Origin of the sequence: Kurthia sibirica, from assembly GCF_003143975.1 — a bacterium.
Lineage (GTDB): Bacteria > Bacillota > Bacilli > Bacillales_A > Planococcaceae > Kurthia > Kurthia sibirica.
The window spans coordinates 13,463-36,475 of sequence record NZ_QFVR01000021.1 but is presented as its reverse complement, the minus strand read 5'-3'; the positions used below and the strand labels follow the sequence as shown (position 1 = coordinate 36,475).

Here is a 23,013-nt window from a genome sequence, read left to right as displayed (position 1 = left end):
GAAACATATAAATCATCATGATTCTATCTTTATTTGCTGGTGTATTTTTCAAAGCACGAATAAATGAAAATAATGTTGTACATATTATTACCAAACTTAAAACTATTACTAAAATCCTCATTGTTACTTTTCAATTCTCCTTTCTAAAAATATTTTTTTGAATTGCTATAAATAACGTCTTTCCAGCTTCTTTTACCGGGGGTTGTATTAAAATGATTAACAACTTTTTTTAATAAATTATATTGTCCATAAATTATATAATTAGCTATCTTTAATTCTTTTTTAGATAAGTATTTTTTCTTCTTAGCTATTTTCAAAAGACCTTTAACGTGTTTTATTCCTCTTGCTGACACTCCTATACCACCCAGTACAGCTCCACTTAAAGCACCAAAACTGACTTTTGCAATAGCATTAGATTTACTTCTCTTTTGAATTCCTAATCTAACTTCTACTTCATATTGTATATAAGATACAAAACCACCCAAAAGAGCACCTTTAGCCATCCACCATAAAAATGCCCATTCCCCATCTGGATCCACATTCATCACTGGATTGCCATTCGCATAGCTATAACCATTCTGTGATAATGGTTCGTCACCATCACCTGGATGAGGGTCTAATGCTAGGAATGCACCGTTTGTTGGGTTATAGTAACGTGCTTGTAAATAGTAATTCTTCGTCTCATCATCATAGTAATAACCTGCATAACGAATTGGGTTTTCTTTCGCTAGGTCCCCTTCGACCGTTAACACATTTCCATAGGCATCATATGTGTATGCACCGACTTCTTGGTCATCTTTATCACGAATACTTAGTACGTCTCCACGATGGTTCGTAATGAATTGATACGCTTTCGTTTCAAATGTACCTGATTCATTTTGCTTCTTGATAATCATACCAAGCGGTGTATAGCCATTCCATTCATATGAACGATATTCTGTTACAGTATCCTTTACTTTTACGACTTCCATATCTAATACTTCGTCGTTATAGAAGTATTCATGTGTTGTGTCGCCAACTGTTTTCGTTAAACGTAGACCGTTTTCATCGTATGTGTACGATGCAATGATTTGGTCGTCTAGCGTCGTTACCTTTGTTAAACGCTGTTGCTGCTGCTTGCTGGACGCAAGTTGGGTGAGCCTTGCAACAGGACGTTGCGCTTTTGGCTCACCTTCCTTTTATAGTGTTCATAGTGTTCATCTTGCAGTAAATTACCATCTTTGTCATACGTATAAACTGTTTCATTTTTCATCGCAATTTGGTTCGCATCATTATACGTGAAAGTTGCTTTCTCGCCATTCACTTTAGATGCTGTACGATTCCCAACTTCGTCATATTCATACGTATTCATCGTACCATCTGGCAGTGTTTCTTCTTCTAATTGGTCATTGGCATCATAAACAAAGCTGCTTACTTGACCATTGACATCGGCTTGCGCAATATTGCCAGCCTTCGTATAGTCATATGCAATTTTAAATGGTTGCTGCGCTTTTGTTGTGTACGTCAGTGAACTAAGTAAATTCGCATCGTTCATTTGCGTCACTAGTTTCCATAAATCATTGTTCAATGTAATCGTCGTTTTATTGTTCGGTACATCTATTCGACTTTGGTAAGCCGTCTATTCTCTTAAATTAAATCGCAAAAAAATAGCTTTAACAACAAAATTACACTATTTTATATTTTAGCATAAATATATTGGAAATTTGGTAATTTTAACAAATTAAAAAGTAGAGAGAACTTTAATACTTCTCTCTACTTTCTCTTCGTTATTTCCTTTTAAAAAACTAATTAATTTTCACTTCTAAAGTAGCCCATTTAACGTAATTCATCATCTAACGGGATGACTTGTTCATCCAATGTGATTCGCCATTGGCGTTTCATTTCTGGTCCATATTTTAATGGTTTAGCCTCTGGATGAACGGTTTTGTATTCGGCAATAGGTTTATTCATTATTCTCATTAAGATCAGCTTAAACTAAATATTAGATACTCTTCTTTACTAAGGTATACTATTAAAATAAGACTCAAAAAATATGAAAGGTGTGTTTAAATGACTTCTCTATTTATCCATATTGGAAAGAATATTGAGCTTAAATTAAAAGAATCACAGCTGTCCAAAACTGATTTTATGACCTCACTTAATATCAGTAATCAGACTTTTGAAATGCTGTTAAGTGGGAAGAAGGCATTAAATAAAAGTGATATTGAAAACATTGCTCGTGCTTTATCCATCTCACCAGATGAGTTAATAGATGTGACAGCATTTGAACCAAATGAAAATTCTACACTCTCAAAATTGCTATCAAAAACAAAGAATGAAGATACAAAAGAACAGTTACTTTTCATAGATTACTTAATGGACTTAACTCTTCAAACGAGTAAATAACACTTCCTATTCTAAAAAATAAGTAGATGTACTTTCCTAATTTACATCTACTGGTTCTGTTGCAAAGTTTAAAATAACAAATGATTTGCCATTAGGTTTCGTCCTTTAGGCAGAAACTCCGAGTAGTTGATTTATTTCTTGTGTCACTGAAAAACCAAAAAGATTGAATTCTTTTCGGCTAGACTTGTATAAGGCATGTATCGTCTCAATTCCTTTAATCGTAGATGAGGCAGTCCTTATGGACTGATAGAGTTTGTGTCTTTTCTTGATTGGCCGATGATCTTGTTCAATGATATTATTCAAATATTTATTGGTTCGATGTGTCGTTGAATCAAAATATCCTGCTATTTTAAGTTGATTAAAGGCACACGTTAATGAAGGAGCTTTGTCCGTCACAAGTACTCTAGGATTCCCAAAATGTTTGATTAAGCGTTTAAAAAATGCATACGCTGCCCGACTATCACGTTTTTTTCGTAACGATCTATCTAAAGTCAGTCCTGAAGAATCGATTGCACGGTATAAATAACACCACTTCCCTTTCACTTTAATGTAGGTCTCGTCCATTCGCCAAGAATCACCTACAGCGTGATTTCTTTTCTTCCACAAACAATAGATAATTTGACTATATTCTTGCACCCACCGATAGACCGTGGTGTGACAAACATCAATTCCTCGATCAGCCATAATTTCAGAAACTTCTCGATAACTCAGGTTATATCTCAAATAATAGCCAACGGCTACTGTAATAATATCTCTTTTGAATTGTTTCCCCTTAAAATGAGTCATTTGAAATCTCCTATCGTTTATTTTCACTTAATTCTACCTGATATCATGCTAATTGAGAAACTTTGCAACAGAACCAAAAGCATTATCAAGAGTATTCTTTTTAAAGGAACACCCACTGATAATGCTTTAGTTCAAATTAAAGTCTGAAATTTTCTTCAGTGGTGGGCTAAATATCCCTTTCTATAATTAACCATTCACTAACTATTTTGGGAGATTCATATCCTTGCAAAACTCTAACATCAGCCCTGAAAAACCAAAATTCGAGATGTCATGCGCTACTTTATTGTTTAACTTATTATATTCTTTTTCTTGTACTTTCTCTATATTCAGTAGCTTTTTAAAGCCCTCAAAAAGTTTCTCACTTAAACTTTTTTCGGTTACTTCTCGAGTATCTAGAAATAATAATTTTATAAAAATATTATCAGGTTCCAATATACATGCTTTCTCAATATAATCCAACGCCAGCTTTTCAATAGCGAAATAATCAAAACTCTCATGTTCAAAAAGATACGGGGTAAGGTGCATCATTTGACCAAATACAACGAGGAAATTAACCTCTTCACTAAATTTCTTTTTTCCTTCTACAAAACATGCCAGTAAAGTACGGTCTAATAAACTCTCCTTCAAATTTTCTCGATCTCCATCCGATTCAGAAGTATGATACCAACAAAGAAATGCTAATTTACAAAGATACTTAGATTCATTCGGATGTTCTTCCACTGCTTGCTTTAACACTTCAAAAGCACGTTGCCACTCTTTTTTATTTTCAAAGTAATCACTTTCCGGTACGATTAAATCCACTTTCTCACCTCTTTATTCTGCTTTACAATCTACCTTGCTACCCAAGCATTAGAAATAAGTAATTTATCACCTACTCTTTTATATGTCACAACGACTGTTTGTCCTTGTATTTTCATAGTAGCTTTATTGACACTCTTATACTTTGAATGTTTTCCTTTTTTTATAACTTTCATCATAATTTTTGATACAGATCCAAATTCGTCTGGATTCTTCGTTACTTTATGCCAATCATGTTTTGGTTTTAATATGTGTATTTTTTTATTGGCATCTAAACTGCCTATATTTGTACTAATTTTTTTAGGCTTGAAGAAGTTTTTTGCACCTTGCCAAACTTTTTTCCCCTTACTCCAAACCCATTTACCTGCCGCCGTTGTTGTTTGACAAACCCATTTACCGCCTTTAATAACTAACCTAGCTCTTTCTCTATCTGGATCCACATTCATCACCGGATTGCCATTCGCATAACTATATCCGTTCTGCGATAATGGTTCGTCATCATAACCTGGATGTGGGCCTCACACGATGTGAGTGCCATCGACGTTCGCACAGGACGTGCGGAATTTAGTCGATGTTCTGCTAAGAATGCACCGTTTGTTGGGTTATAGTAACGGGCTTGTAAATAGTAGTTGTTCGTTTCTTCATCATAGTAATAACCTGCATATTATGAAAATGGCTTTCTCTCCTTTGAATCTGGTTTTAGTCAGCAGTTATTCTAATGAGAAACTCACTTGTTTTCTATTTCTATGCATAAAAATAACGTTAGCGAAGTTCCCGCATCTCTTTTTTAAGATAGGTGCTTGTTTCGGCTCCGTGTCAAATGTTGGGTGAATGGAAAATGTTACGTTTAATGAAATTGGATTTTCAATTTCATTCACCTTTTTCATTTAGCCCAGATGTAAACCAACTTCTTTATACTTTAATGTTAGTAAGATCTTTGCTCTAAATCGATCAAACCGTTTATAACCATATGCATTTCGTTTCATTACTTTCGTTTTGTTATTAATACCTTCTAAAAAGCCATTCGAATAACCAAAAGCGAAGCTATTTAAAATCTCAGTTTGCCAATTCTTCATCGTTTTAATCCTGGAATATTCATGATGGACTTCATATAGCACAGCTCACCTTTCTACTCTTACTTATTATTCAGCATTTTAAGTATAGAAGATTGGGTGAACCTGTGCTTTTTTCTATCTATTTTTAGGTATGTTCATCATGATTAAAAGAAATGGCGAGGACTCCTGCCGAAAAACAAGTAGTAAGCAATCCTTTATTTTCACCTACGGTGAAAATAAAGAGTGCGTTACTTGTCGGCGGAAAGCTTTCGCTATTTATAATTGTCTAAAACATGAATCATTTTAATACCCCAACATATATAATAGAACCCTTTTTTCTTCACCAACGTTATTTATTGTAGAACCACAAAAAAGAGCAGCACATTTGTGGATGTGCTGCTCTTAACAATTATTTGATCTCCTCAGTCAAATAATTCTTAACGTGTTGTACCATAGCTGACTACACGTTGGTTCCAATAACCGCTAAGTGATTGGAATTTCACGCTGTTTCCTGCTGCATGTAATACTTGGTTATTGCCTGCGTAAATACCAACATGTGTAATATAGTTACCACCTGGACTTGCAGAGAAAAAGATTAAATCTCCTACTTTAGGTGAACTCACACGTTTTACTGCTGCTTGTTGTTGACGACTTGTGCGTGGTAATGATTTCATACCTGCTTGTTTATATACATATGAAGTGAACCCTGAACAATCAAAGCCGCCTGGACGTGAACCGCCCCATACATACGGTGTTCCGATATATTTACGACCTGCGTTGATGATTGAATTACCTGATGTGCTTGATACTTTTTTAATTTTCTTTCCTTTTTTCGATGATAAATATGAACCGGATACCCAGCCTTTTTTACCTTTATATGATACTTTATACCAAGTACCTGAAGCTGATTTTTTTGCCGTAGCATGTAATTTTTTACCTTTAGGAACTGTTAAAATGCGTTTTTTCTTAGCGCCAGCATCTGTTCTCATATTGAGTGCTGCAGTTGTATAATAGCTTTTTGAAACCTTTGTCGATTTTGAAGCGGCAGAGGCCTCTTGTGGTGTAACACCTGTGAAAGCTACTGTAAGTGCAAGTGCACCCGTTATGATTGCTGTCACTATTTTATTTTTACGCATATATATATAAACACTCCTACTAATTTTTTATTTTGGTCGTTCGTATGATTACTGTTTCTCTTATAAACACTACAATACACGATTCAAATTACGAAGAAGCGACAGTACCATTACAAAAATATTACAATTTATTACGAATAAAATCAGATAATTATTATTTTAATCTAAAAAATGCCATCTGATTTGTAATCAGATGGCATTTTTCTGGATTATTTAGTCTCTATTTCCCATACCTGTATAGATTAATAGTAAACGAGCTAATTCCATTACTGCTACGGCAGCGGCAGCTACATATGTTAATGCTGCTGCAGTTAATACTTTTTTAGCATCTTTTTCTTCTTCATTACGAATAATACCTAATTCTACAATTTGGTTCATCGCACGTTTTGAAGCGTCAAACTCAACTGGTAATGTAACGAGTTGGAATACAACACCAATTGCTAATAAAATAATACCAATTAACATGAGCGGTTGATATGTTGCAATCATCCCGATCATAATGAAAACCCACGAGGCATTCGAAGAAATATTCGCTGCTGGTACGAGCTTAGCACGAATATTTAAAAACGAGTATGCTTCCTTATCTTGAATTGCATGTCCCACTTCATGGGCTGCAACTGCAGTACCTGCAACAGAGGCATTATAGTAATTATCTGAAGACAGACGAATTACTTTTGTCGATGGATCATAATGGTCTGTTAGAAAACCATCTACTGCCTCTACACGAACATTGCCTAAACCGTTATGGTCTAGTATTTCACGTGCTACTTGTGCACCTGTTTTGCCTGAAGTTGATGCTATTTTTGAATAGCGAACATACGTTGTTTTGACTTTGCGTTGCGCATATAATGGTACGAGCATTAATACAGCAAAATAAACGATATACATCATTAATGACAATCTAACCATCCTCCTACTTTTGTACGTAGTTTTATTTTAAGGTGAAATGATAATTCGAGCAACTCATACGCTTTTTATGCCAAGTGTAAATAGCTAATAATAGACATAATATAGACATCCAAAATGTAAAATAGCCTATTTCCGCGTAATAGTCAGATAACATTGAGTAGCGTGGCATTTGCCCAAATACATAGTCAATGACATCATTATGTAGTGTCCAAATAGCTGCAATCATAATATGAATCACTTTGAAATCGTATTTCGGTAAATATAATACACCCTGTACAGCCATGAGGAAATGACTGCATACAAGCATCCAACCTGTTATGCCAATCGTGCCCAGTTCATTGAGTGCCAATAAATTCATCACTACAGCCCATAGACCATATTTCACAAGTGTTACAAGGGCTAATACTTCAAATATACGCCAATGTTGATTTAATAACCAACCCATTATTGCGAGTGAAAAAAATAGGGTAGCTGTCGGACTATCTGGCACAAATATATAAAAAAGGGGTTTCGTTTCTGCCAGTTGATCTCCATACCATATGTATCCATAAATCGTACCAAAAATATTTACTGCTAATAAAGCTAATAAAAATAATTTATTCGTTAATATTTGCCAAATCCAATACCACATCGTTTCGAATCCCCCTTTGTATGATTTACTATATTATATCGTCTCACCCAAAAATTTAAAGTGACAATTGAAATGATAGAAAAAAGAGCCCCTAAAGCGGCTCTTTCTATCATTTATTTATTTGAGTATTCAGCAATAAAATTCGCTAGTTTTTTTAACTCTTCATCAGAGCCTTTGAAAGCACCAGGTTGCATCGTTTTATAGCCTTCTTTAGCTACTTTTGCAACTTGTTCAGGCGTTAGCTTTAAGCCATCAAATGCTACACCGGCTCCCCCTTGTAACTGGTCACCATGGCAACCAATACAAGATTGCTTGGCATAGACTTCATAGCCTGGATCTGATTTATCAAAAGCAGTATCTGATGTGATTTTACCTTGTCTTTCAGCTGCTGCCCAGTCATGATTAGCTACTGATTCCCAAGTTAAGTACACCATTGCACTTAATGCTAATAGCATGAAAAGTACTGGTAATGGACGTTTATAGGCTCTGCGCTCAGGTCCTCTATCTAAGAATGGTGCCAATAATAGAGCACCGAATGCGATACCTGGAACGACCATGGCACCGATAATATTGTAGGGACCTGAAGCAAATTCATACTTCAATAGCTGATACAAGAATAAGAAGTACCAGTCTGGAAGTGGAATATATCCTGTATTCGTTGGATCCGCTTGTCCTTCTAATGGTGAAGGATGTGCTACCGTTAATACTAAGAAACCGATTAAGAAAACCGCACCAACCATCCACTCCCTAAGTAGGAAGTCAGGCCAGAAAGGTTCATTTTTACCAGGGTACGCGGAATAGTCAGGTGGATACACTTTTTGCCCTTTTTTATCTTGAACGCGTGAGTCCCCAACAAATTTCATCCCTTTTCCTTTATGCATATTGTCGCCTCCTCTGGAAGATAATTAGTGACACTTATAATGGTCCTGAAATACCTTGTCTACGAATCATGATAAAGTGAGCTGCTAGCAACCCAAGCAATGCAGCTGGTAAGAAGAATACATGAATCGCAAAGAATCGTGTCAATGTCTGCGCACCGAGAATAGTTGTATCCCCAGCCAATAATATTTTAATAGCTTCGCCAATTATTGGTACGGAGGCTGCAATTTCAATCCCAACCTTCGTGGCAAATAGCGCTTTCATATCCCATGGTAATAAATAACCCGTAAAACCTAATCCTAAAATGACCGCAAAGATCAATACGCCGACAATCCAGTTAAGCTCACGAGGTTTTTTATAAGAACCGGTGAAAAATACACGTAAAGTATGAAGGAACATCATAACGATAACGAGTGACGCACCCCAGTGGTGCATACCTCGGATAATTTCTCCGGCACCTACTTCATTTTGAAGATAATAAACGGACTTCCAAGCATTGACTACATCTGGTGTATAATACATCGTTAAAAACATCCCCGAAAGGATTTGAATCACTGTTACGAAAAATGTTAAACCGCCAAAACAATATACGAATGCAGAAAAATGATGGGCGGGGTTAACATGCTCTGGAACTTCGTGGTCGGCAATATCACGCCAAATAGGTGTAATATCTAATCTCTCATCGATCCAATCATAGAGTTTATTTAGCATTTAATGTTCCCCCCTTACTGTTTAACCATTGTATTTGGTATTACTTTCCCAATCATTAGAAAACCATCTTTTTCTTTTACTTGGAATTGATCTAGCGGTCCTAGTGGTGGTGTTTTCGGAATATTTTTACCATTTTTCTCGTAGCGTCCTGCATGGCATGGGCAGAAGAATTGATTGGGATGTGCTGGATCGCCATCCCAGTTCACCGTACACCCTAGATGTTTACATACTGGTGATATAGCAATAATTTTGTCTCCATCTTTATACACCCAAGCATTGTCCGTAACATCTGATTTGTACCACGCATCTGCCTGTTCATAAGTAAAATCTACTTTTTCGGGTTTTTCTGTTAAATCTGATACTTTTTTCTCCGTTAAGACATATTCTCCGCCACCTTTTTTTGCTAGCACCGGATCAACGGCAAAACGAACCATGGGCATTAACATACCGGCAGCCATAAAACCACCGACTCCAGTTAGAGTGTAGTTCAAAAATTGACGTCTTGAAACGCGATTGTTACTCATTCTTTTCCCCCCTCTAGCTTTAAAAGGCTGACCCAAAATTGGGTAAACTTATACAAAATAGTAATTACTAGGACAATTCAATGATATCTCATTAAAAATGGAATTTCAACAATACAACTTACACTTTTGGATAAATTTGTGAACATTTAAAGAAATACCTAATTTACCAGTATTTTCTAGCGCCATTTTTGCGATAAAATAGGGATGATTTGACGCAATTGATCTCCAAGTACTGCTTGTTTCATTTTTTGATCCATAGATTCTAAGGGAATGGATGGCAACCATAATAGATCGTATAGATCATTTAAACTAGTCCAACTGTGATCTGTTGTCATGAAAAATATGTATTTAAATCCTGCAACTTGTAATTCTTCATGGATTTTTTCCAACAAATCAGCCTGATTCATTGCCGCCGTATATAATAACGGTGGTAACATGACAATACGCCCTTTAAATTGTTGTTCAACAAATGCGGTTAATGACATGAGAAATTCTGCTGATGAAGCACTTTGTTTGATCTGGTCAAGCGCTCCTGATAATTTAGTTAATGGTACAATTGCTGTGTCAATAAATTCCTTTTGCGCAGTAAAAATCTCTATATCTTTTCCATTCCAGTACATATCTTCCAGTCTCCTTTAAAATAAAAGGGTCTGCCTCTTAATGTCCAATCCATTCCGTTACCAGAATATAGATTGTTCACTGTGAGGTAGTCCCTTTTCTATAGTGAATTATTTACGTTGAATTTCTTGCAGTTTTTGCGATAGTATCAAAAATTGTTCTTTATCGCCCGTGTCGAGCGCGGTATCAATTTGCTTCATAAGTAATTCTTCATGGAATTCCTGCATACTTGCTTCCAACAGTTGTTCAGCCACTTCTCGATCCTCCACATTGCTCTGTAAATATTTCGGAATATGTGGATTGTCTTCAAGAACGGCTAAGTAAGACGGTGTTGGAGGGAGTTTTGGAAAATTCAATTGGATATACATATCTTCATCGGGGTGAAGGCGCAAATCATGGAAAGATTTTTCTGCATCTGCAGTCATAATATTTCCTTTATAAAATCTAAACGGTATACCAGAGGAGTCAGTAGTCGACATCACCATTGCTCTAGGGCAAAAATGAGCTTCTTCTACAAAGTGAATTCGTTCTAAAAGATCATCATGACCGACGATATAATTTAAAATCCACACACATTCTCTTCTCTTCATATCATAACGCTTTAGAAACCACCTTACAAATGTCTTTTTTTCCAAATTTGTTACTGATGTTTTCATTTTAACCCTCCTTTAGTAAGTAATGTTTAAATCACTCGCTTGAATGGGCAAATCGTCTAAGCGTCGAAGCTTTGTTGCAAGTCAATCCATTGTGGCTCGTCTGGTTGTAATTTTTGTAGTATATTGAGCACAGTTGAAGCTTTATCACGCTTGCCGTCTTCAATTAAGAAATAGACGTATTTCTCAAGAAACTCAGGATCCTCTTTATAATCTTCAAAAGCATGTTCATAATGTTCGTTTGCCTTATCGAAAATTTCTAAACGATCGTAAGCTACGGCTGCAAATGTCGACAAAGTAGTCCATTCAAAATCATCTCGGTGTAGGCCCTCAATAATTTCGATAACTTCTTCATCTCGTTCGTCTTGTGAGAGTAGTGAGATCAACGTCAACACCGCCTCCATATATTCTGGATCCAGTGCAACCGCTTCTCTTAAAAGCTGCTCTGCTTCCTCAGGTAAGTTGTTTTTAATGGCCATCTTCCCTGCGAAGAGATACAACTCTTTATCATACTCATCTCGTTTTATACCCTCTTTAATAACTTCTAAAGCTTTATTTATATCTTCAAGCATGTCATAGCTTTGTGCTAGTAGTAAATAGCCTGCGAAATAATCTGGGTCAAGAGCACGAAGATCTTCTGCATGGCGAATAGACGCTTCAAACATTTCTAATTGGAAAGCGCTATATGCTGCACCAAACAGTAAATCTGGTGACGTATTTACTTTTAATGCTTCTAAATAATGATGATAACTTTCTTCATACGATGCACCCGCACGATGCACTTCAGCAAGACGTTCTACTAGACGTATCCCTGCAATTTCTTCTTGTTTTTTGTACAATGTATCGTATAATCTCGCTGCGCTCGAAAAACGTCCCATTTCCATCAATAACTCTGCTTTCGCAAATAATAGCAGCGGTTCATCTGGCAATAGATCGATTGCTTCATTAATATGCTTTTCAGCCACTTCATACAAACCTTGCATTTGATAATAGTCCGCTAATGCTAGCAATACTTGTGGGTATTCTTCAGCATCTTTTGGAATAGACATAAAAATATTCAATGCTTCGTCTTCATTGTTCGCGTCCATCAATAAAGTGGCACGATCAATTTTTATTTGAACTTCATCCGGGAATATAAATTGTAAATGTTCCAGCAAATCAGCCGCCTCACTTACAAAACCAAGATTGGTAAAATAACCTGCTACTTCATATTGCATGTCAGGATCAACGGCTAATTTAAATTCTTCCATTAATGCATGGATTGTCTCTAAATCACCTTGTTGAATCGCATCAATCATCTTCTGTTGGATATCCATCATTCATCCACCTATTTCTTTTATTATTTCATTCATAATGCTACATGACATATAAGCGTTTAACAAGAAAAAACGCTTATAAAATCGATATATTATGGCTCGTTGTCAAATAGTTGGCTGTGCAAAATTACTTCGAGGCATTTTACTCATTATTTTATATAGTTGAAGGGCGATTGGTTGTGCAACTATACGAATAATAGTTGTGATTTCAAGGAAGATTGCATCCTTTAATATAGTGTGTTTTGTTAATATTTGGCTGTATAAAGCTTGCTCTATCTTCTACGTACCTACAAACAGCTCATCATTTTTCTTGCGTTATGACTGGTAACATAGAAAAAACTGCACTCCAATTAGATAGACCTACTAATTGGAGTGCAGTACAACATCCTACACGTTTTTCATTTTATTTAGATTTCAACTTACTTTATTTCTAGAAGCATCATTTTTTCTTGCTCAAACCGATCATGCATTTATTGCTGACATAGCGATTCGTTTGTTTTATCTCGAGTATTTGTAGATTATTTTGTTGTTAATATTGCGATATCCTCAAAAAAAGTGGGGTATGATACGGCAATACAATCAGCATCATCAATTACAATGGTCCCTGTCGTCACCAATGAGGCAATAACATTCATCATGCCAATACGATGGTCACCATACGTGCGTAACGCTGCGCCAGTTAATGTTGTAGGTCCTTCAATAATCATACCGTCTTCGGTTGCCGTAATAGTGGCACCCAGTTTTTTAAGTTCATCAACGACGGCATCGATCCGATTCGTTTCTTTTACTTTTAGTTCTTCCGCATCTTTTATAATTGTTGTACCATGTGCTTGCGTTGCTAATAAAGCAATAATTGGAATTTCATCGATAAGGCGTGGTATGATATCGCCTCCAATTACTGTCCCTTGTAGCGAAGAACTACGTATGGTTATTTTACCCGCTTTTTCCACAGCATCACTTTCATATGGCTCAATTGTCATATCAGCATTCATCGCTTGAAGGACATCAAGAATTCCTGTGCGTGTGGAATTTAATCCTACGTTTTCAAGAACTACTTCACTATTTTTAGCAATGGCTGTTGCTACAAGGAAAAACGCAGCTGATGATAGATCTCCTGGCACTTCCACATGGCAACTCGTTAATTTTTGTCCACCCTGTAGTGAAATAACTAAATCAGCAACATCGATGTTGACGCCAAACTGTTTCATCATTAATTCAGTATGGTTACGTGTCGCATGTTGTTCCCGGACAACTGTCGTACCGTTAGCATTTAAAGCAGCTAATAGTATGGCTGATTTGACCTGTGCGCTCGCTACAGGCATCGTGTAGTCAATAGCTTGTAACTCGCTACCCTTTACCGCTAAAGGCGCAAATTGACCATCTTGACGCCCTGTTATGTGCGCCTTCATATCGCGCAATGGTAAAATAACACGTTTCATTGGTCGTTTTGCTATAGAAGCATCCCCACTCAGCACGGCATGTACTTTCGAACCAGCCAATAAACCTAACATTAAACGCGTCGTCGTACCTGAATTTCCCATGTATAAAATATCTTCCGGTTCCTTCCAAGCATCCATACCATCACTTTCTATTCGAATATTCGAGCCATTTTGTTCGATGTTAACACCCAGTTGTTTGAACGCTTCAATCGTACGTAAGCAATCTTCACCAGGTAGAAAACCACTGACCGTTGTGATTCCTCGCGCAATACTACCAAACATAATTGAACGATGTGATACCGATTTATCGCCGGGAACAGTAATCGTACCCTTTAATACTTTATTGTGTAACGCAATCGATTTATTGACCATACAACTCACTCCTTATGAAATATAAAATTCGTAGGGACTACGACTGCGGATACATTCAGCAGCTCGTTGACGATCGCCAATTGAAGTGAAACTGACGACAAGAATACCAAAAATATCCTCGCGTGTCTCTACGATACGAATATTGGTAATACTAATTTGTTCTTCAGCAAAGTAACCTGTAATTTCAGCAATACTACCAGGATAATCAGGTACATCAATATATAAATCATATGTTGTAAATAATGCACCAGAAGTTGAAGGTAATTCATCTCTATAACTTTTCGCTTGCGCAAAAAATTGTTGAATATCTTCTTTAGTACCTGTTTGTACTATTTTTTTTACACGCATCATTTCTACCTGCCAATTTTCTAATTGTTGCGTAATTTGCTGACGATTTTGCATCGTAATATCTGTCCACATGGTCGGATTTGAACTAGCAATTCGTGTAATATCTCGAAAACCGCCTGCTGCTAAACGTTTGGTAAATGGATGGTCCTCATTTTCATTGGCTAGCTGATGCACGAGGGATGCTGCCACGATATGGGGAAAGTGACTAACAACTGACGTCATTTGATCATGCTCTACGGCATCAATAACCATCAATTTTGCACTCGTTAATTGTAGAAGTTTTTTCAACTCTTCAACTGGTTGTAACGATGTCCCTTGTAACGGTGTTAGCATATAATACGCATTCTCAAAAAGAATAGGTTTTGCTGCTAATACGCCACTTTTATGAGAACCAGCCATCGGATGACCACCTATGAAGGTAATCCCCCATTCCTTCAGTTCCAATGCTTTATCCATTATGAGTTTTTTCGTGCTTCCTGTATCAGTAACAATAAGTGATGGTTTTGTAATCCATGTTTTTAATTGGTCCATCCATTGAAGCGTCGCGTTGACCGGCGTTGCAAAAATAACGATGTCAATTGTCGGCATGATGTCCCCGGGAGAGCTCGCAACTTCATGAATTACCCCTAACACTTTCGCACTTTGTAAAGTATCGGCGTTGGCATCAAAGCCGATTATTTCGTTGTCAGGTGATTTTTGAAGTGCAAGTGCAATAGACCCTCCAATTAAACCAAGTCCGACAACGAGTACTCGATTTTTCAAACGAATACTCCATATGTTGTCATGACTGCTTCAAGCTGTGCGAGTAAGCCTGTGTTTTGTTGCTCTGTCCCAATTGTGACACGAATATACGAAGGAACACCTAATGCATTACCGCTACGAATAATATAACCGCGTGACATTAATTCTTGGAATACGAGATCGCTGTCCATTTTCACTTCAAATAAAATAAAGTTTGTGTCACTTGGGTAAAAATCCAAGTGATGTTTTTGACAGAAGTCGATGTATTGTTTTTTTCCCTGCGCGTTTACCTCACGACATTTAGCAAGATACTGTTGATCTGCTAAAGCAACGGGTATGATACTTTGGCTTAATACCGTATTGTTAAAAGGCCCACGAACTGGATCTAATTTTGCAATCAAATCAGCATTTGCAATTCCATAACCTACGCGGAACGCAGCAAGACCGTATGCTTTAGAAAATGTTCTTAAAATAATAATATTATTATATTCTTTTAATAATGATATTGTATCGACATGTTGATCATGTGAAATATATTCAAAATAAGCTTCATCTAATACTACTAAAATATCGCTTGGTACCTGTGCTAGAAACTGTTGTAATGGCGCATCCTCTACGATTCCACCAGTTGGATTATTTGGACTACAAATCCAGAGGACCGCTGTATGCTCATCAATTGCTGCAAGCATCGCATCCAAATCATGTGCGCGTTCTTTTAATGGAATTTCACGTACTTCTGCACCTTCGATCATCGCATTTAATTTATATTGTGAGAAGGTTGGTGTAGCCATGACAGTATTCGTACCTGGCTGTAGTAAAGCGCGCGTGATGATGCTAATCAGTTCATCTGAACCGTTACCAAAGATTAATTCGTTGTTTTCCACACCAAGATGTTTTGCTGTTGCTTCGCGCATAGCTGTTGCATAGCCATCAGGATACAATGCAAAATTTGTCGTTAACTGCTGTAAATAAGCCGTAACTTTTGGCGAACAACCTAATGGATTTTCATTGGAAGCAAGCTTCACAATTTCATCCAAACCGAATTCTTTTTTAACCGCGTCGATTGATTTTCCAGGCTGATATGCCTTTAATCCTTTTACTGATTCTTTCCACTTCATCCTACAGTCGCCTCTTCCTTCTTGCATGTATTATTTAATTAAATCAGGTCGTAATTTCATCGCCTCATGTAGATAAACATGAACAATTTCTTGCTGCTTTACAGATGTTTCAACATTCACCAATAAACGAATACATAATGGCAGTGCATTTGTCACATTCATTTCATGCATACACATGACAGGGACATAATTCCACCCCTCATAAGTACGAACAGATTTAGCTGGAAATGCCGATGTAATATCCGGTGTGGTTGTAATAATTACAGAGGATACGCGATCTGCTGTAATATTATTACGTGCGATTATTTCTGCTAATAATTGTGTTGTAGCCGTCGCAACTAACTCCCCATCATTTGATGTGATTGTCGTTGCACCTCTCATTCCTCGTATCATAAAAGACACCTCCAAATAGCCGATTTGATTTAAATAATTGTACGAAGAATTGCGTCTACTTCACGACATTCTTCCACGGATATTTTTTGTACATAGGGTATGCCTACCTTTGTTAATAAGACAAATTGTAAAACGCCATACTCCGCCTTTTTATCCTTTAAAAGAAACGGGAGTAAATCATCAAAACTAAAATGACTGACCGGCTCAAAAACATAGCCATTCGCCTGTGCAAACTGTAGGAAATCCAGCGTGAATTGACGTGTCAAATCACCATATTTTTCACTTAGTAATAGCGCGTATACCATACCAATCATTACCGCTTCACCATGTGCTACTTTACCGAAACCAGAAGCCGCTTCGATTGCATGACCATACGTATGACCAAAATTCAAGTATTTTCGTACGGAATGTTCTTCTTCGTCTGCTGCTACAATCGCTGCTTTAACGCGAATGCCTCGTTGCAAATAATCAGCTAAAATGGCCGTATCTAAATGCGTAATATCCTGCTTCATCAATTGTTGCAACCATTGTTCATCCGAAATCAGTGCATGTTTGATCGCTTCCGCCATTCCTGAACGAACTTCCTTCTCTGGCAATGTTGCTAAAAAGTCAACATCATAAATAACGGCCTGCGGTTGATAAAATGCACCGATCATATTTTTACCCAATGGATGATTGATAGCTGTTTTACCACCAACAGCTGAATCATGTGCTAATATGGTCGTGGGAATTTGAACGAAAGGTATACCGCGCATAAAAGTAGCTGCAACATAACCAGTTAAATCACCTACTGCACCACCACCAAAAGCAAAGAGCATCGATTTTCTTGTACACTTTTGCTGCAATAAAAACGTTTGTGCTGCAAAATAACTGTCAAAAGTTTTACATGCTTCACCCGCTTGTAGAATATGCACGGTAAAATCAAAAGGAAAAGCTTCCGTGAAGTGTTTGGCATGTAATGCCCAAACATTTTCGTCGGTAAAGACGATTAACTGATCTGCTTCATCAATTTTATCTTGCAAGTCATACAAAGCAGTTGTTATATGATGTGCGCCAATAACAACGTCATAGTTATGAGAAGGTGTTGCGACTGGAATTCTCATCATTAAAACTCCTTCGCGTATTGTTTGATTTCATCTATTTGTTGCTTTAATTGTGGAAATTGGTCTGCATGGTATTGTTCTAAAATCGCTTTAGCAATTTCAAAAGCAATGGCATGTTCTGCTACAACAGATGCTGCTGGAACTGCTGACGGGTCTGAGCGTTCAACAGTTGCTTTAAACGGTTCTTTCGTATCAATATCAACACTTTGTAGCGGTTTATACAATGTAGGGATTGGTTTCATGACACCACGAACGACAATTGGCATGCCTGTTGACATTCCACCTTCTAAACCACCTAAGCGATTCGTTTTGCGTGTGTAACCATGTTCTTCATCCCAGATGATCTCATCATGCACTTGCGAACCTGGTACATGTGCTGCATCAAAACCAATACCAAACTCTACACCTTTGAAAGCATTGATACTGAGCATTGCTTGCGCTAATTTGCCATCCAATTTGCGATCATAATGAACATATGAACCCACACCAGGAGGCATTCCTTCAACGATTACTTCTACTACACCGCCTAGAGTATCTCCTGCTTTTTTCGTTTCATCGATTAATGTCACCATTTTTTTAGAGGCAATTGGATCAGCACAGTAAACAGCATCTGCTTCAATAATTGCACGTAGCTCGTCTGGCGTTTTACCTGCCGTGGAAGTTGGATCGGCAACAACCCCGCCAATTTCAACAACATGTGCCACAATCGTAATGCCTAATTCTTGTAATAATACCTTTGCTACAGCCCCAACAGCTACACGCACCGTTGTTTCACGAGCTGAGGAACGTTCTAAGACGTTTCGTAAATCGCGATGACCATATTTCATACCACCAACCAAATCCGCGTGACCAGGTCGTGGACGCGAAATTTGACGTTTAATATCATTTGGATCAACATCTTCTGGTAGAGGTTCTGCTCCCATTATTTTTGTCCAATGTGTCCAATCATCATTTGTCACAACCATAGCTATTGGTGATCCCAATGTTTTACCATGTCTTACACCGGAAGTAATTTCTACGGTATCTGTTTCTATTTGCATGCGGCGACCTCGTCCGTGACCACCTTGTCTTCTTTTTAGTTCATGATTAATTTGTTCTGCAGTTATCGGTAACAAAGAAGGAAGTCCCTCAATAATTGTCGTTAGCTGCGGTCCGTGTGACTCGCCTGCTGTTAAGTATCGCATTTTTCGCTTTCTCCCTTCAACTCGCTAAAGTATATGTTTTTCACTATAACATATCTGTGAAAAAAATTCAGTGAATTTTTTAATTAACTGATTTTTTCATGTTTTTAGAATTTATATTTCATTATAAAAAATCGCCTTTCACGTATAATGCGAAAAGCGTTCTTTTTTAATTACTACCCTTTTTTACGGTAGAAGAAGGTATCTTCTACTTCAAAATCATATTTTGCTGGGTTAAAAATTTGTTCTGTACTACCAACAAATAATACGCCACCTGGTTTTAATGCCTTACTAAAATTCGTATAAATTTGTTCTTTGGCTTCTTCAGTAAAGTAGATCATCACATTGCGGCAGACAATTAAATCAAAATTGCGATCATATGTATCTTTTAATAAATTATGTTTAGAGAAATTGACTGCTTTTTTTATAGCAGGTTGCACTTTAAAAAATGAGCCCTCTTCTTCAAAATATTTTGACTTCACATCTGCTGGAACTTCCGCTAACGAACGTTCTGGATAGACAGCTGCTTTTGCTTTTGCTAGAGCATTATCATCTAAATCAGTCGCTTGAATAGTAACTTGAGCTAATGCAATATGCTTAGAGAGTACCATTGCAAGTGAATATGGCTCTTCCCCCGTTGAACAAGCAGCACTCCATACTTTTAATCTTGAAGTTGATTGTAGCAATCTTGGAAATATTTTCTTATCTAAAACATCCCAACGTTTACCATTCCGATAAAATTCAGATACATTGATAGTCATTCTATCTAAAAATTCATCCATCAATTCTCTATTTTTATCCATTTCCGAATAAAAATCAACGAAGTTTGCAAAACCTTTTTTTTCATATAACGAAGTTAAACGTCTTTTCATTTGAGCTTCTTTATAGAGGGCTAAATCAATCCCAGTCTTCTTTTTCACACGATCAACGAAAATTTCATAATCAGCCACTTACCTTGCCCCTCTCACTATTCATACTCCTATTATATAGGAATTCTCATTATTACGAAATAGCCTTTACATGAAGAAAGCGTTATCAATCGGCTTCATGTCATACATTTATCACTAAATAAAGATAATTCAGGCATTTATCTACATGATATCACCCTAAAAAGCTCTGTATCGAATAGTGGGGTGAATGAAATTGAATTTTTAATTTCATTTAGCCCACATGCAAACCAACTTATTTATGCGTTAATATGAATAAGATTTTCACTCTAAATCGATCCAATCGTTTATAGTCATATGCATGTCGTTTTGTTATTAATTCCTTCTGAAAAGCGATTTGAATAACCACAAGCAAAACGATTTAAAATCTCGGTTTGCCCATTCTTCATCGTTTTAACCACTTGATTAAATATTGGGATGGTAGCCTATTTTCACTGCATTTCATATGGCTGTTTTAAAACGCTGATTCCTATCCATTACAATGATTTCTACTTGATCATCGAATATTTGCACGTAATGTTTGGTCGTGTTTTTTCGAGGATTCGGCAAGACATCAATCGCTTCATGTGTTTTTGTATCAGCAATTGATTTGAATAGAGATGATTTATAGGAAAGCTTTCGCAATTTTTAAATGTCTAAAACATGAATTATTTCGATACCCCACCCAACATATATAACAGAACCTTAAAAAAAAAGCATTCGCACAAATCATCGAAATGATTAGTGGAATGCTTTGTAAGAAATTAGAAATTATTTACCGAAAAATAATCCAATTTCACGTTCAGCAGATGCTAAAGAATCAGAACCGTGGATGATGTTTTCAGCTACAGTAGTAGCGTAATCTCCGCGAATTGTTCCTGGAGCAGACTCAGCTGGGTTAGTAGCACCCATCATAAGGCGTGATAAAGCGATAACGTTCTCGCCTTCCCATACCATTGCGAATACTGGACCAGAAGTGATGAATTCTACTAATTCACCGAAGAATGGACGCTCAGCGTGTTCTGCATAGTGATTTTTAGCAAGATCTTCTGAAATTGTCATTAGTTTAGCTTCTTTTAAAACGAAACCGCGACGTTCGAAACGATCTACGATATCACCTACAAGTTGACGTTCAACGCCGTCTGGTTTAACCATTAAAAATGTTTGTTGGATAGCCATTATTAAAAACACTCCTTAAAATTATCTACAGGTTTTATACCTACCGTAAAATTTTATCATTAGACGGCTTTAAAGTACAACTAATTCTGTACATATTATGTTAAAATTTACGTTTCCCCATGAATAAGGCAATATCTACGAGTGACTTTTTCACTGGATTGTCAGGTAAACGTTCTACTTCTTTTAACGCTTTTGCTAAATATTGATCACTCAAATCACCCGCACGCTTTATAGCTGATGATTTACGGATCGCTTTTAAAAGTTGTTGACGCTGCTCTTCTGTGATTGGTCCATTAATTGTTTGTTCTATTAGTGGACGAATCATTGGGTCTTCCAAAGCGTATAAGGCGGGTAGTGTGACATTGCCTTGCATGAGATCACTGCCGGCTGGTTTACCAAGTTGTTTATCCGTTGCAGTGAAATCTAAAATATCATCGATTATTTGGAATGACATACCAACATAGTAACCAAAGCGACTCAGACGACGTGTCACATCTTCTGGTGCGCCAGCCGCAATAGCGCCAAGCTCACAGCTAGAAGAGATTAATACAGCTGTTTTACGCTTAATTCTACGGAAATAATCACGAATCGTTTGATCGACTATTTTTTTATCTTCAATTTGAATAATTTCTCCGACGCAGATTTCCACCATTGTATTCGAGAGCACCTTATGTGCTTGAGGCGTTTCTATATTCGTCATATAGTCGAGCGCTCGCGCAAAAATAAAATCGCCATCATACATCGCTATACGATTATTAAATTGCGCCTTTACGGTTGGTCTTCCTCTGCGTAGGTCAGAATCATCAATAACATCATCATGGACGAGTGATGCCATATGGATAAGTTCCAATGGCACAGCCACATTTTTTATACGCTGAATATCATACTGTCCAAATTTTGCTGCGAGCAAAACAAAAACTGGGCGAATTCTTTTTCCCCCAGCTTTTAAAAGATGCAAAGAAGCTTCATTCAAAAAGTGTGAAGACGAATTCAGCGCTGTTTCTAATTCTCTTTCGATGATGTCAATTTCAGTTTTCAAACCTGAGTAGAGCATCTTTAGCTTCATCTTTTCCACGTGAATAAACCTTCTCCCACCTAGTTTTCTTTTTTAAAGCCTATATGTGTCGCTGCTGCTCCACCACTATATGCTTTATAACTTACTTTTTCCATACCCGCTTGTTCAAACATACGCTTTAATTCTTTCATGCCGGGGAAGCCATCTGCTGACTCTTGTAGCCATGAATATTCCTTATAACTCTTGGCAAATAATTTACCAAAAATCGGCATAATAAATTTAAAATAAAATTTGAATAGTTGACGATAACCTGGTATTTCAGATTGTGAAGTTTCTAAACATACGATGGTTGCACCTGGTTTTGCAACACGATTCATTTCGCGTAATACTTGCATATAGTCTGGCACATTTCTCAAACCAAAACCAATTGTTACGTAGTCAAAGCTATTATCTTCAAAAGGTAGCGCCATTGCATTACCTTGCAGAAGCTCTACATTGGGCATATCTTTTGTTTTTTCAATGCCGACATTCAGCATATTTTGACTAAAATCCAATCCCGTAGCGTGACCATCTTTACCGACTGCTTCTGCCAACGCGATTGTCCAATCTGCCGTACCGCAACAGACATCGAGTGCTTTGGAACCTTTTTTAATTGCCATGCGCTCCATCGTATCCTTGCGCCATGTTTTATGCATTTGGAAACTGATGACTGAATTCATTTTGTCATAGCTACCTGATATATTCTCGAATACTTCATGTACACGTTCTTCTTTTGATTGTTGTTGTGGTGCCATTTA

General features: G+C 37.1%; 27 protein-coding genes and 2 pseudogenes. 1 reads left to right on the top strand and 28 read right to left on the bottom strand.

Annotated elements, in window-relative coordinates:
• Positions 1-143: 143 nt before the first annotated feature.
• The 3 genes from DEX24_RS13420 to DEX24_RS17705 all read right to left on the bottom strand — a co-directional run bounded on the left by DEX24_RS13420 (position 144) and on the right by DEX24_RS17705 (position 1,950).
• On the bottom strand, positions 144-971 hold the full coding sequence (locus DEX24_RS13420; RefSeq protein ID WP_249033886.1) for an RHS repeat-associated core domain-containing protein: 828 nt from the start codon (positions 969-971) through the stop codon (positions 144-146).
• Between the two features lie 125 nt (positions 972-1,096).
• Positions 1,097-1,567, bottom strand: coding sequence for an RHS repeat domain-containing protein (locus tag DEX24_RS13415; RefSeq protein WP_109306924.1), 471 nt, complete (start codon positions 1,565-1,567; stop codon positions 1,097-1,099).
• A 248-nt stretch (positions 1,568-1,815) separates the two neighbouring features.
• Entirely contained in the window at positions 1,816-1,950 is a 135-nt protein-coding gene (locus DEX24_RS17705; RefSeq protein ID WP_282956635.1) for a hypothetical protein, read from the bottom strand.
• Positions 1,951-2,049: 99 nt separating this feature from the next.
• On the opposite strand from DEX24_RS17705, the gene DEX24_RS13410 reads away from it, so the two are divergent.
• Complete coding sequence (locus tag DEX24_RS13410; protein ID WP_109306923.1) at positions 2,050-2,385, top strand: helix-turn-helix domain-containing protein; 336 nt, start codon at positions 2,050-2,052, stop codon at positions 2,383-2,385.
• 105 nt (positions 2,386-2,490) lie between these two features.
• On the opposite strand, the gene DEX24_RS13405 is transcribed toward DEX24_RS13410, so the two are convergent.
• The 25 genes and pseudogenes from DEX24_RS13405 to DEX24_RS13290 all read right to left on the bottom strand — a co-directional run bounded on the left by DEX24_RS13405 (position 2,491) and on the right by DEX24_RS13290 (position 23,010).
• Positions 2,491-3,171 (bottom strand): IS6 family transposase, encoded by a 681-nt coding sequence (locus DEX24_RS13405; protein WP_109306922.1) that lies wholly within the window; start codon positions 3,169-3,171, stop codon positions 2,491-2,493.
• Between the two features lie 201 nt (positions 3,172-3,372).
• Positions 3,373-3,972 (bottom strand): hypothetical protein, encoded by a 600-nt coding sequence (locus DEX24_RS13400; RefSeq protein WP_109306921.1) that lies wholly within the window; start codon positions 3,970-3,972, stop codon positions 3,373-3,375.
• Positions 3,973-4,001: 29 nt separating this feature from the next.
• A complete protein-coding gene (locus DEX24_RS17885; RefSeq protein ID WP_428841354.1) occupies positions 4,002-4,220 on the bottom strand; it encodes a polymorphic toxin type 35 domain-containing protein in 219 nt (72 codons plus the stop codon).
• A 144-nt stretch (positions 4,221-4,364) separates the two neighbouring features.
• Positions 4,365-4,633, bottom strand: a pseudogene (locus DEX24_RS17880) (RHS repeat-associated core domain-containing protein); the annotation flags it as partial.
• Positions 4,634-4,856: 223 nt separating this feature from the next.
• Positions 4,857-5,054 (bottom strand): annotated as a pseudogene (locus tag DEX24_RS13390) (transposase); the annotation flags it as partial.
• Positions 5,055-5,461: 407 nt separating this feature from the next.
• Positions 5,462-6,160, bottom strand: coding sequence for a C40 family peptidase (locus tag DEX24_RS13385; protein ID WP_109306919.1), 699 nt, complete (start codon positions 6,158-6,160; stop codon positions 5,462-5,464).
• A gap of 213 nt (positions 6,161-6,373) precedes the next feature.
• Positions 6,374-7,051: a zinc metallopeptidase gene (locus tag DEX24_RS13380; RefSeq protein WP_109306953.1), complete on the bottom strand. Its 678-nt coding sequence runs from the start codon at positions 7,049-7,051 to the stop codon at positions 6,374-6,376.
• Positions 7,052-7,091: 40 nt separating this feature from the next.
• On the bottom strand, positions 7,092-7,700 hold the full coding sequence (gene lhaT / locus DEX24_RS13375) for a lipoprotein heptaprenylglyceryl N-acetyltransferase LhaT (protein ID WP_109306918.1): 609 nt from the start codon (positions 7,698-7,700) through the stop codon (positions 7,092-7,094).
• Between the two features lie 113 nt (positions 7,701-7,813).
• A complete protein-coding gene (locus tag DEX24_RS13370; protein ID WP_109306917.1) occupies positions 7,814-8,581 on the bottom strand; it encodes a menaquinol-cytochrome c reductase cytochrome b/c subunit in 768 nt (255 codons plus the stop codon).
• A 34-nt stretch (positions 8,582-8,615) separates the two neighbouring features.
• Positions 8,616-9,290, bottom strand: coding sequence for a menaquinol-cytochrome c reductase cytochrome b subunit (gene qcrB / locus DEX24_RS13365; RefSeq protein ID WP_109306916.1), 675 nt, complete (start codon positions 9,288-9,290; stop codon positions 8,616-8,618).
• A 14-nt stretch (positions 9,291-9,304) separates the two neighbouring features.
• Positions 9,305-9,814 (bottom strand): QcrA and Rieske domain-containing protein, encoded by a 510-nt coding sequence (locus DEX24_RS13360; protein ID WP_109306915.1) that lies wholly within the window; start codon positions 9,812-9,814, stop codon positions 9,305-9,307.
• Positions 9,815-9,990: 176 nt separating this feature from the next.
• Positions 9,991-10,434: a DUF2487 family protein gene (locus tag DEX24_RS13355; RefSeq protein ID WP_109306914.1), complete on the bottom strand. Its 444-nt coding sequence runs from the start codon at positions 10,432-10,434 to the stop codon at positions 9,991-9,993.
• 108 nt (positions 10,435-10,542) lie between these two features.
• Positions 10,543-11,088 carry a ReoY family proteolytic degradation factor gene (locus tag DEX24_RS13350; RefSeq protein ID WP_109306913.1) on the bottom strand — a complete coding sequence of 182 codons (546 nt, stop codon included), beginning with the start codon at positions 11,086-11,088 and terminating at the stop codon, positions 10,543-10,545.
• Between the two features lie 56 nt (positions 11,089-11,144).
• On the bottom strand, positions 11,145-12,404 hold the full coding sequence (locus DEX24_RS13345; RefSeq protein WP_109306912.1) for a tetratricopeptide repeat protein: 1,260 nt from the start codon (positions 12,402-12,404) through the stop codon (positions 11,145-11,147).
• Between the two features lie 515 nt (positions 12,405-12,919).
• The gene (gene aroA, locus DEX24_RS13340) at positions 12,920-14,212 is read right to left on the bottom strand and encodes a 3-phosphoshikimate 1-carboxyvinyltransferase (protein WP_109306911.1); all 1,293 of its coding nucleotides are present in this window, start codon (positions 14,210-14,212) and stop codon (positions 12,920-12,922) included.
• 12 nt (positions 14,213-14,224) lie between these two features.
• A complete protein-coding gene (locus DEX24_RS13335) occupies positions 14,225-15,322 on the bottom strand; it encodes a prephenate dehydrogenase (RefSeq protein WP_109306910.1) in 1,098 nt (365 codons plus the stop codon).
• Positions 15,319-16,419, bottom strand: a complete 1,101-nt coding sequence (gene hisC, locus DEX24_RS13330) for a histidinol-phosphate transaminase (RefSeq protein ID WP_109306909.1) — start codon at positions 16,417-16,419, stop codon at positions 15,319-15,321. The genes DEX24_RS13335 and hisC overlap by 4 nt, the downstream gene beginning before the upstream one ends.
• Positions 16,420-16,449: 30 nt before the next feature.
• Positions 16,450-16,812 carry a chorismate mutase gene (gene aroH, locus DEX24_RS13325; RefSeq protein ID WP_109306908.1) on the bottom strand — a complete coding sequence of 121 codons (363 nt, stop codon included), beginning with the start codon at positions 16,810-16,812 and terminating at the stop codon, positions 16,450-16,452.
• 29 nt (positions 16,813-16,841) lie between these two features.
• Entirely contained in the window at positions 16,842-17,915 is a 1,074-nt protein-coding gene (gene aroB, locus DEX24_RS13320; protein ID WP_109306907.1) for a 3-dehydroquinate synthase, read from the bottom strand.
• A 2-nt stretch (positions 17,916-17,917) separates the two neighbouring features.
• Complete coding sequence (gene aroC, locus DEX24_RS13315; protein WP_109306906.1) at positions 17,918-19,099, bottom strand: chorismate synthase; 1,182 nt, start codon at positions 19,097-19,099, stop codon at positions 17,918-17,920.
• 173 nt (positions 19,100-19,272) lie between these two features.
• Positions 19,273-20,046, bottom strand: coding sequence for a CheR family methyltransferase (locus DEX24_RS13310; protein ID WP_109306905.1), 774 nt, complete (start codon positions 20,044-20,046; stop codon positions 19,273-19,275).
• A gap of 290 nt (positions 20,047-20,336) precedes the next feature.
• On the bottom strand, positions 20,337-20,456 hold the full coding sequence (locus DEX24_RS17875) for a transposase (protein WP_428841353.1): 120 nt from the start codon (positions 20,454-20,456) through the stop codon (positions 20,337-20,339).
• Positions 20,457-20,793: 337 nt separating this feature from the next.
• Positions 20,794-21,201 carry a nucleoside-diphosphate kinase gene (ndk, locus tag DEX24_RS13300; RefSeq protein WP_109306903.1) on the bottom strand — a complete coding sequence of 136 codons (408 nt, stop codon included), beginning with the start codon at positions 21,199-21,201 and terminating at the stop codon, positions 20,794-20,796.
• A 100-nt stretch (positions 21,202-21,301) separates the two neighbouring features.
• A complete protein-coding gene (gene hepT / locus DEX24_RS13295; RefSeq protein WP_186819630.1) occupies positions 21,302-22,276 on the bottom strand; it encodes a heptaprenyl diphosphate synthase component II in 975 nt (324 codons plus the stop codon).
• A 20-nt stretch (positions 22,277-22,296) separates the two neighbouring features.
• Positions 22,297-23,010, bottom strand: a complete 714-nt coding sequence (locus tag DEX24_RS13290; RefSeq protein ID WP_109306902.1) for a demethylmenaquinone methyltransferase — start codon at positions 23,008-23,010, stop codon at positions 22,297-22,299.
• Positions 23,011-23,013 lie beyond the last annotated feature (3 nt).

Bases quoted from the DNA above. Each gene is read 5' to 3' on its own strand.
- DEX24_RS17705 (WP_282956635.1), bottom strand. From the start codon at position 1,950: ATGAATAAACCTATTGCCGAATACAAAACCGTTCATCCAGAGGCTAAA.
- aroC (WP_109306906.1), bottom strand. From the start codon at position 19,099: ATGCGATACTTAACAGCAGGCGAGTCACACGGACCGCAGCTAACGACA.
- DEX24_RS13290 (WP_109306902.1), bottom strand. From the start codon at position 23,010: ATGGCACCACAACAACAATCAAAAGAAGAACGTGTACATGAAGTATTC.
- aroA (WP_109306911.1), bottom strand. From the start codon at position 14,212: ATGGTCAATAAATCGATTGCGTTACACAATAAAGTATTAAAGGGTACG.
- DEX24_RS13380 (WP_109306953.1), bottom strand. From the start codon at position 7,051: ATGATGTATATCGTTTATTTTGCTGTATTAATGCTCGTACCATTATAT.
- lhaT (WP_109306918.1), bottom strand. From the start codon at position 7,700: ATGTGGTATTGGATTTGGCAAATATTAACGAATAAATTATTTTTATTA.
- aroH (WP_109306908.1), bottom strand. From the start codon at position 16,812: ATGATACGAGGAATGAGAGGTGCAACGACAATCACATCAAATGATGGG.
- DEX24_RS13405 (WP_109306922.1), bottom strand. From the start codon at position 3,171: ATGACTCATTTTAAGGGGAAACAATTCAAAAGAGATATTATTACAGTA.
- DEX24_RS13420 (WP_249033886.1), bottom strand. From the start codon at position 971: ATGGAAGTCGTAAAAGTAAAGGATACTGTAACAGAATATCGTTCATAT.
- ndk (WP_109306903.1), bottom strand. From the start codon at position 21,201: ATGGCTATCCAACAAACATTTTTAATGGTTAAACCAGACGGCGTTGAA.
- DEX24_RS13360 (WP_109306915.1), bottom strand. From the start codon at position 9,814: ATGAGTAACAATCGCGTTTCAAGACGTCAATTTTTGAACTACACTCTA.
- DEX24_RS13385 (WP_109306919.1), bottom strand. From the start codon at position 6,160: ATGCGTAAAAATAAAATAGTGACAGCAATCATAACGGGTGCACTTGCA.
- aroB (WP_109306907.1), bottom strand. From the start codon at position 17,915: ATGAGAATTCCAGTCGCAACACCTTCTCATAACTATGACGTTGTTATT.
- qcrB (WP_109306916.1), bottom strand. From the start codon at position 9,290: ATGCTAAATAAACTCTATGATTGGATCGATGAGAGATTAGATATTACA.
- DEX24_RS13370 (WP_109306917.1), bottom strand. From the start codon at position 8,581: ATGCATAAAGGAAAAGGGATGAAATTTGTTGGGGACTCACGCGTTCAA.
- DEX24_RS13350 (WP_109306913.1), bottom strand. From the start codon at position 11,088: ATGAAAACATCAGTAACAAATTTGGAAAAAAAGACATTTGTAAGGTGG.
- hisC (WP_109306909.1), bottom strand. From the start codon at position 16,419: ATGAAGTGGAAAGAATCAGTAAAAGGATTAAAGGCATATCAGCCTGGA.
- DEX24_RS13345 (WP_109306912.1), bottom strand. From the start codon at position 12,404: ATGATGGATATCCAACAGAAGATGATTGATGCGATTCAACAAGGTGAT.
- DEX24_RS13410 (WP_109306923.1), top strand. From the start codon at position 2,050: ATGACTTCTCTATTTATCCATATTGGAAAGAATATTGAGCTTAAATTA.
- DEX24_RS13355 (WP_109306914.1), bottom strand. From the start codon at position 10,434: ATGTACTGGAATGGAAAAGATATAGAGATTTTTACTGCGCAAAAGGAA.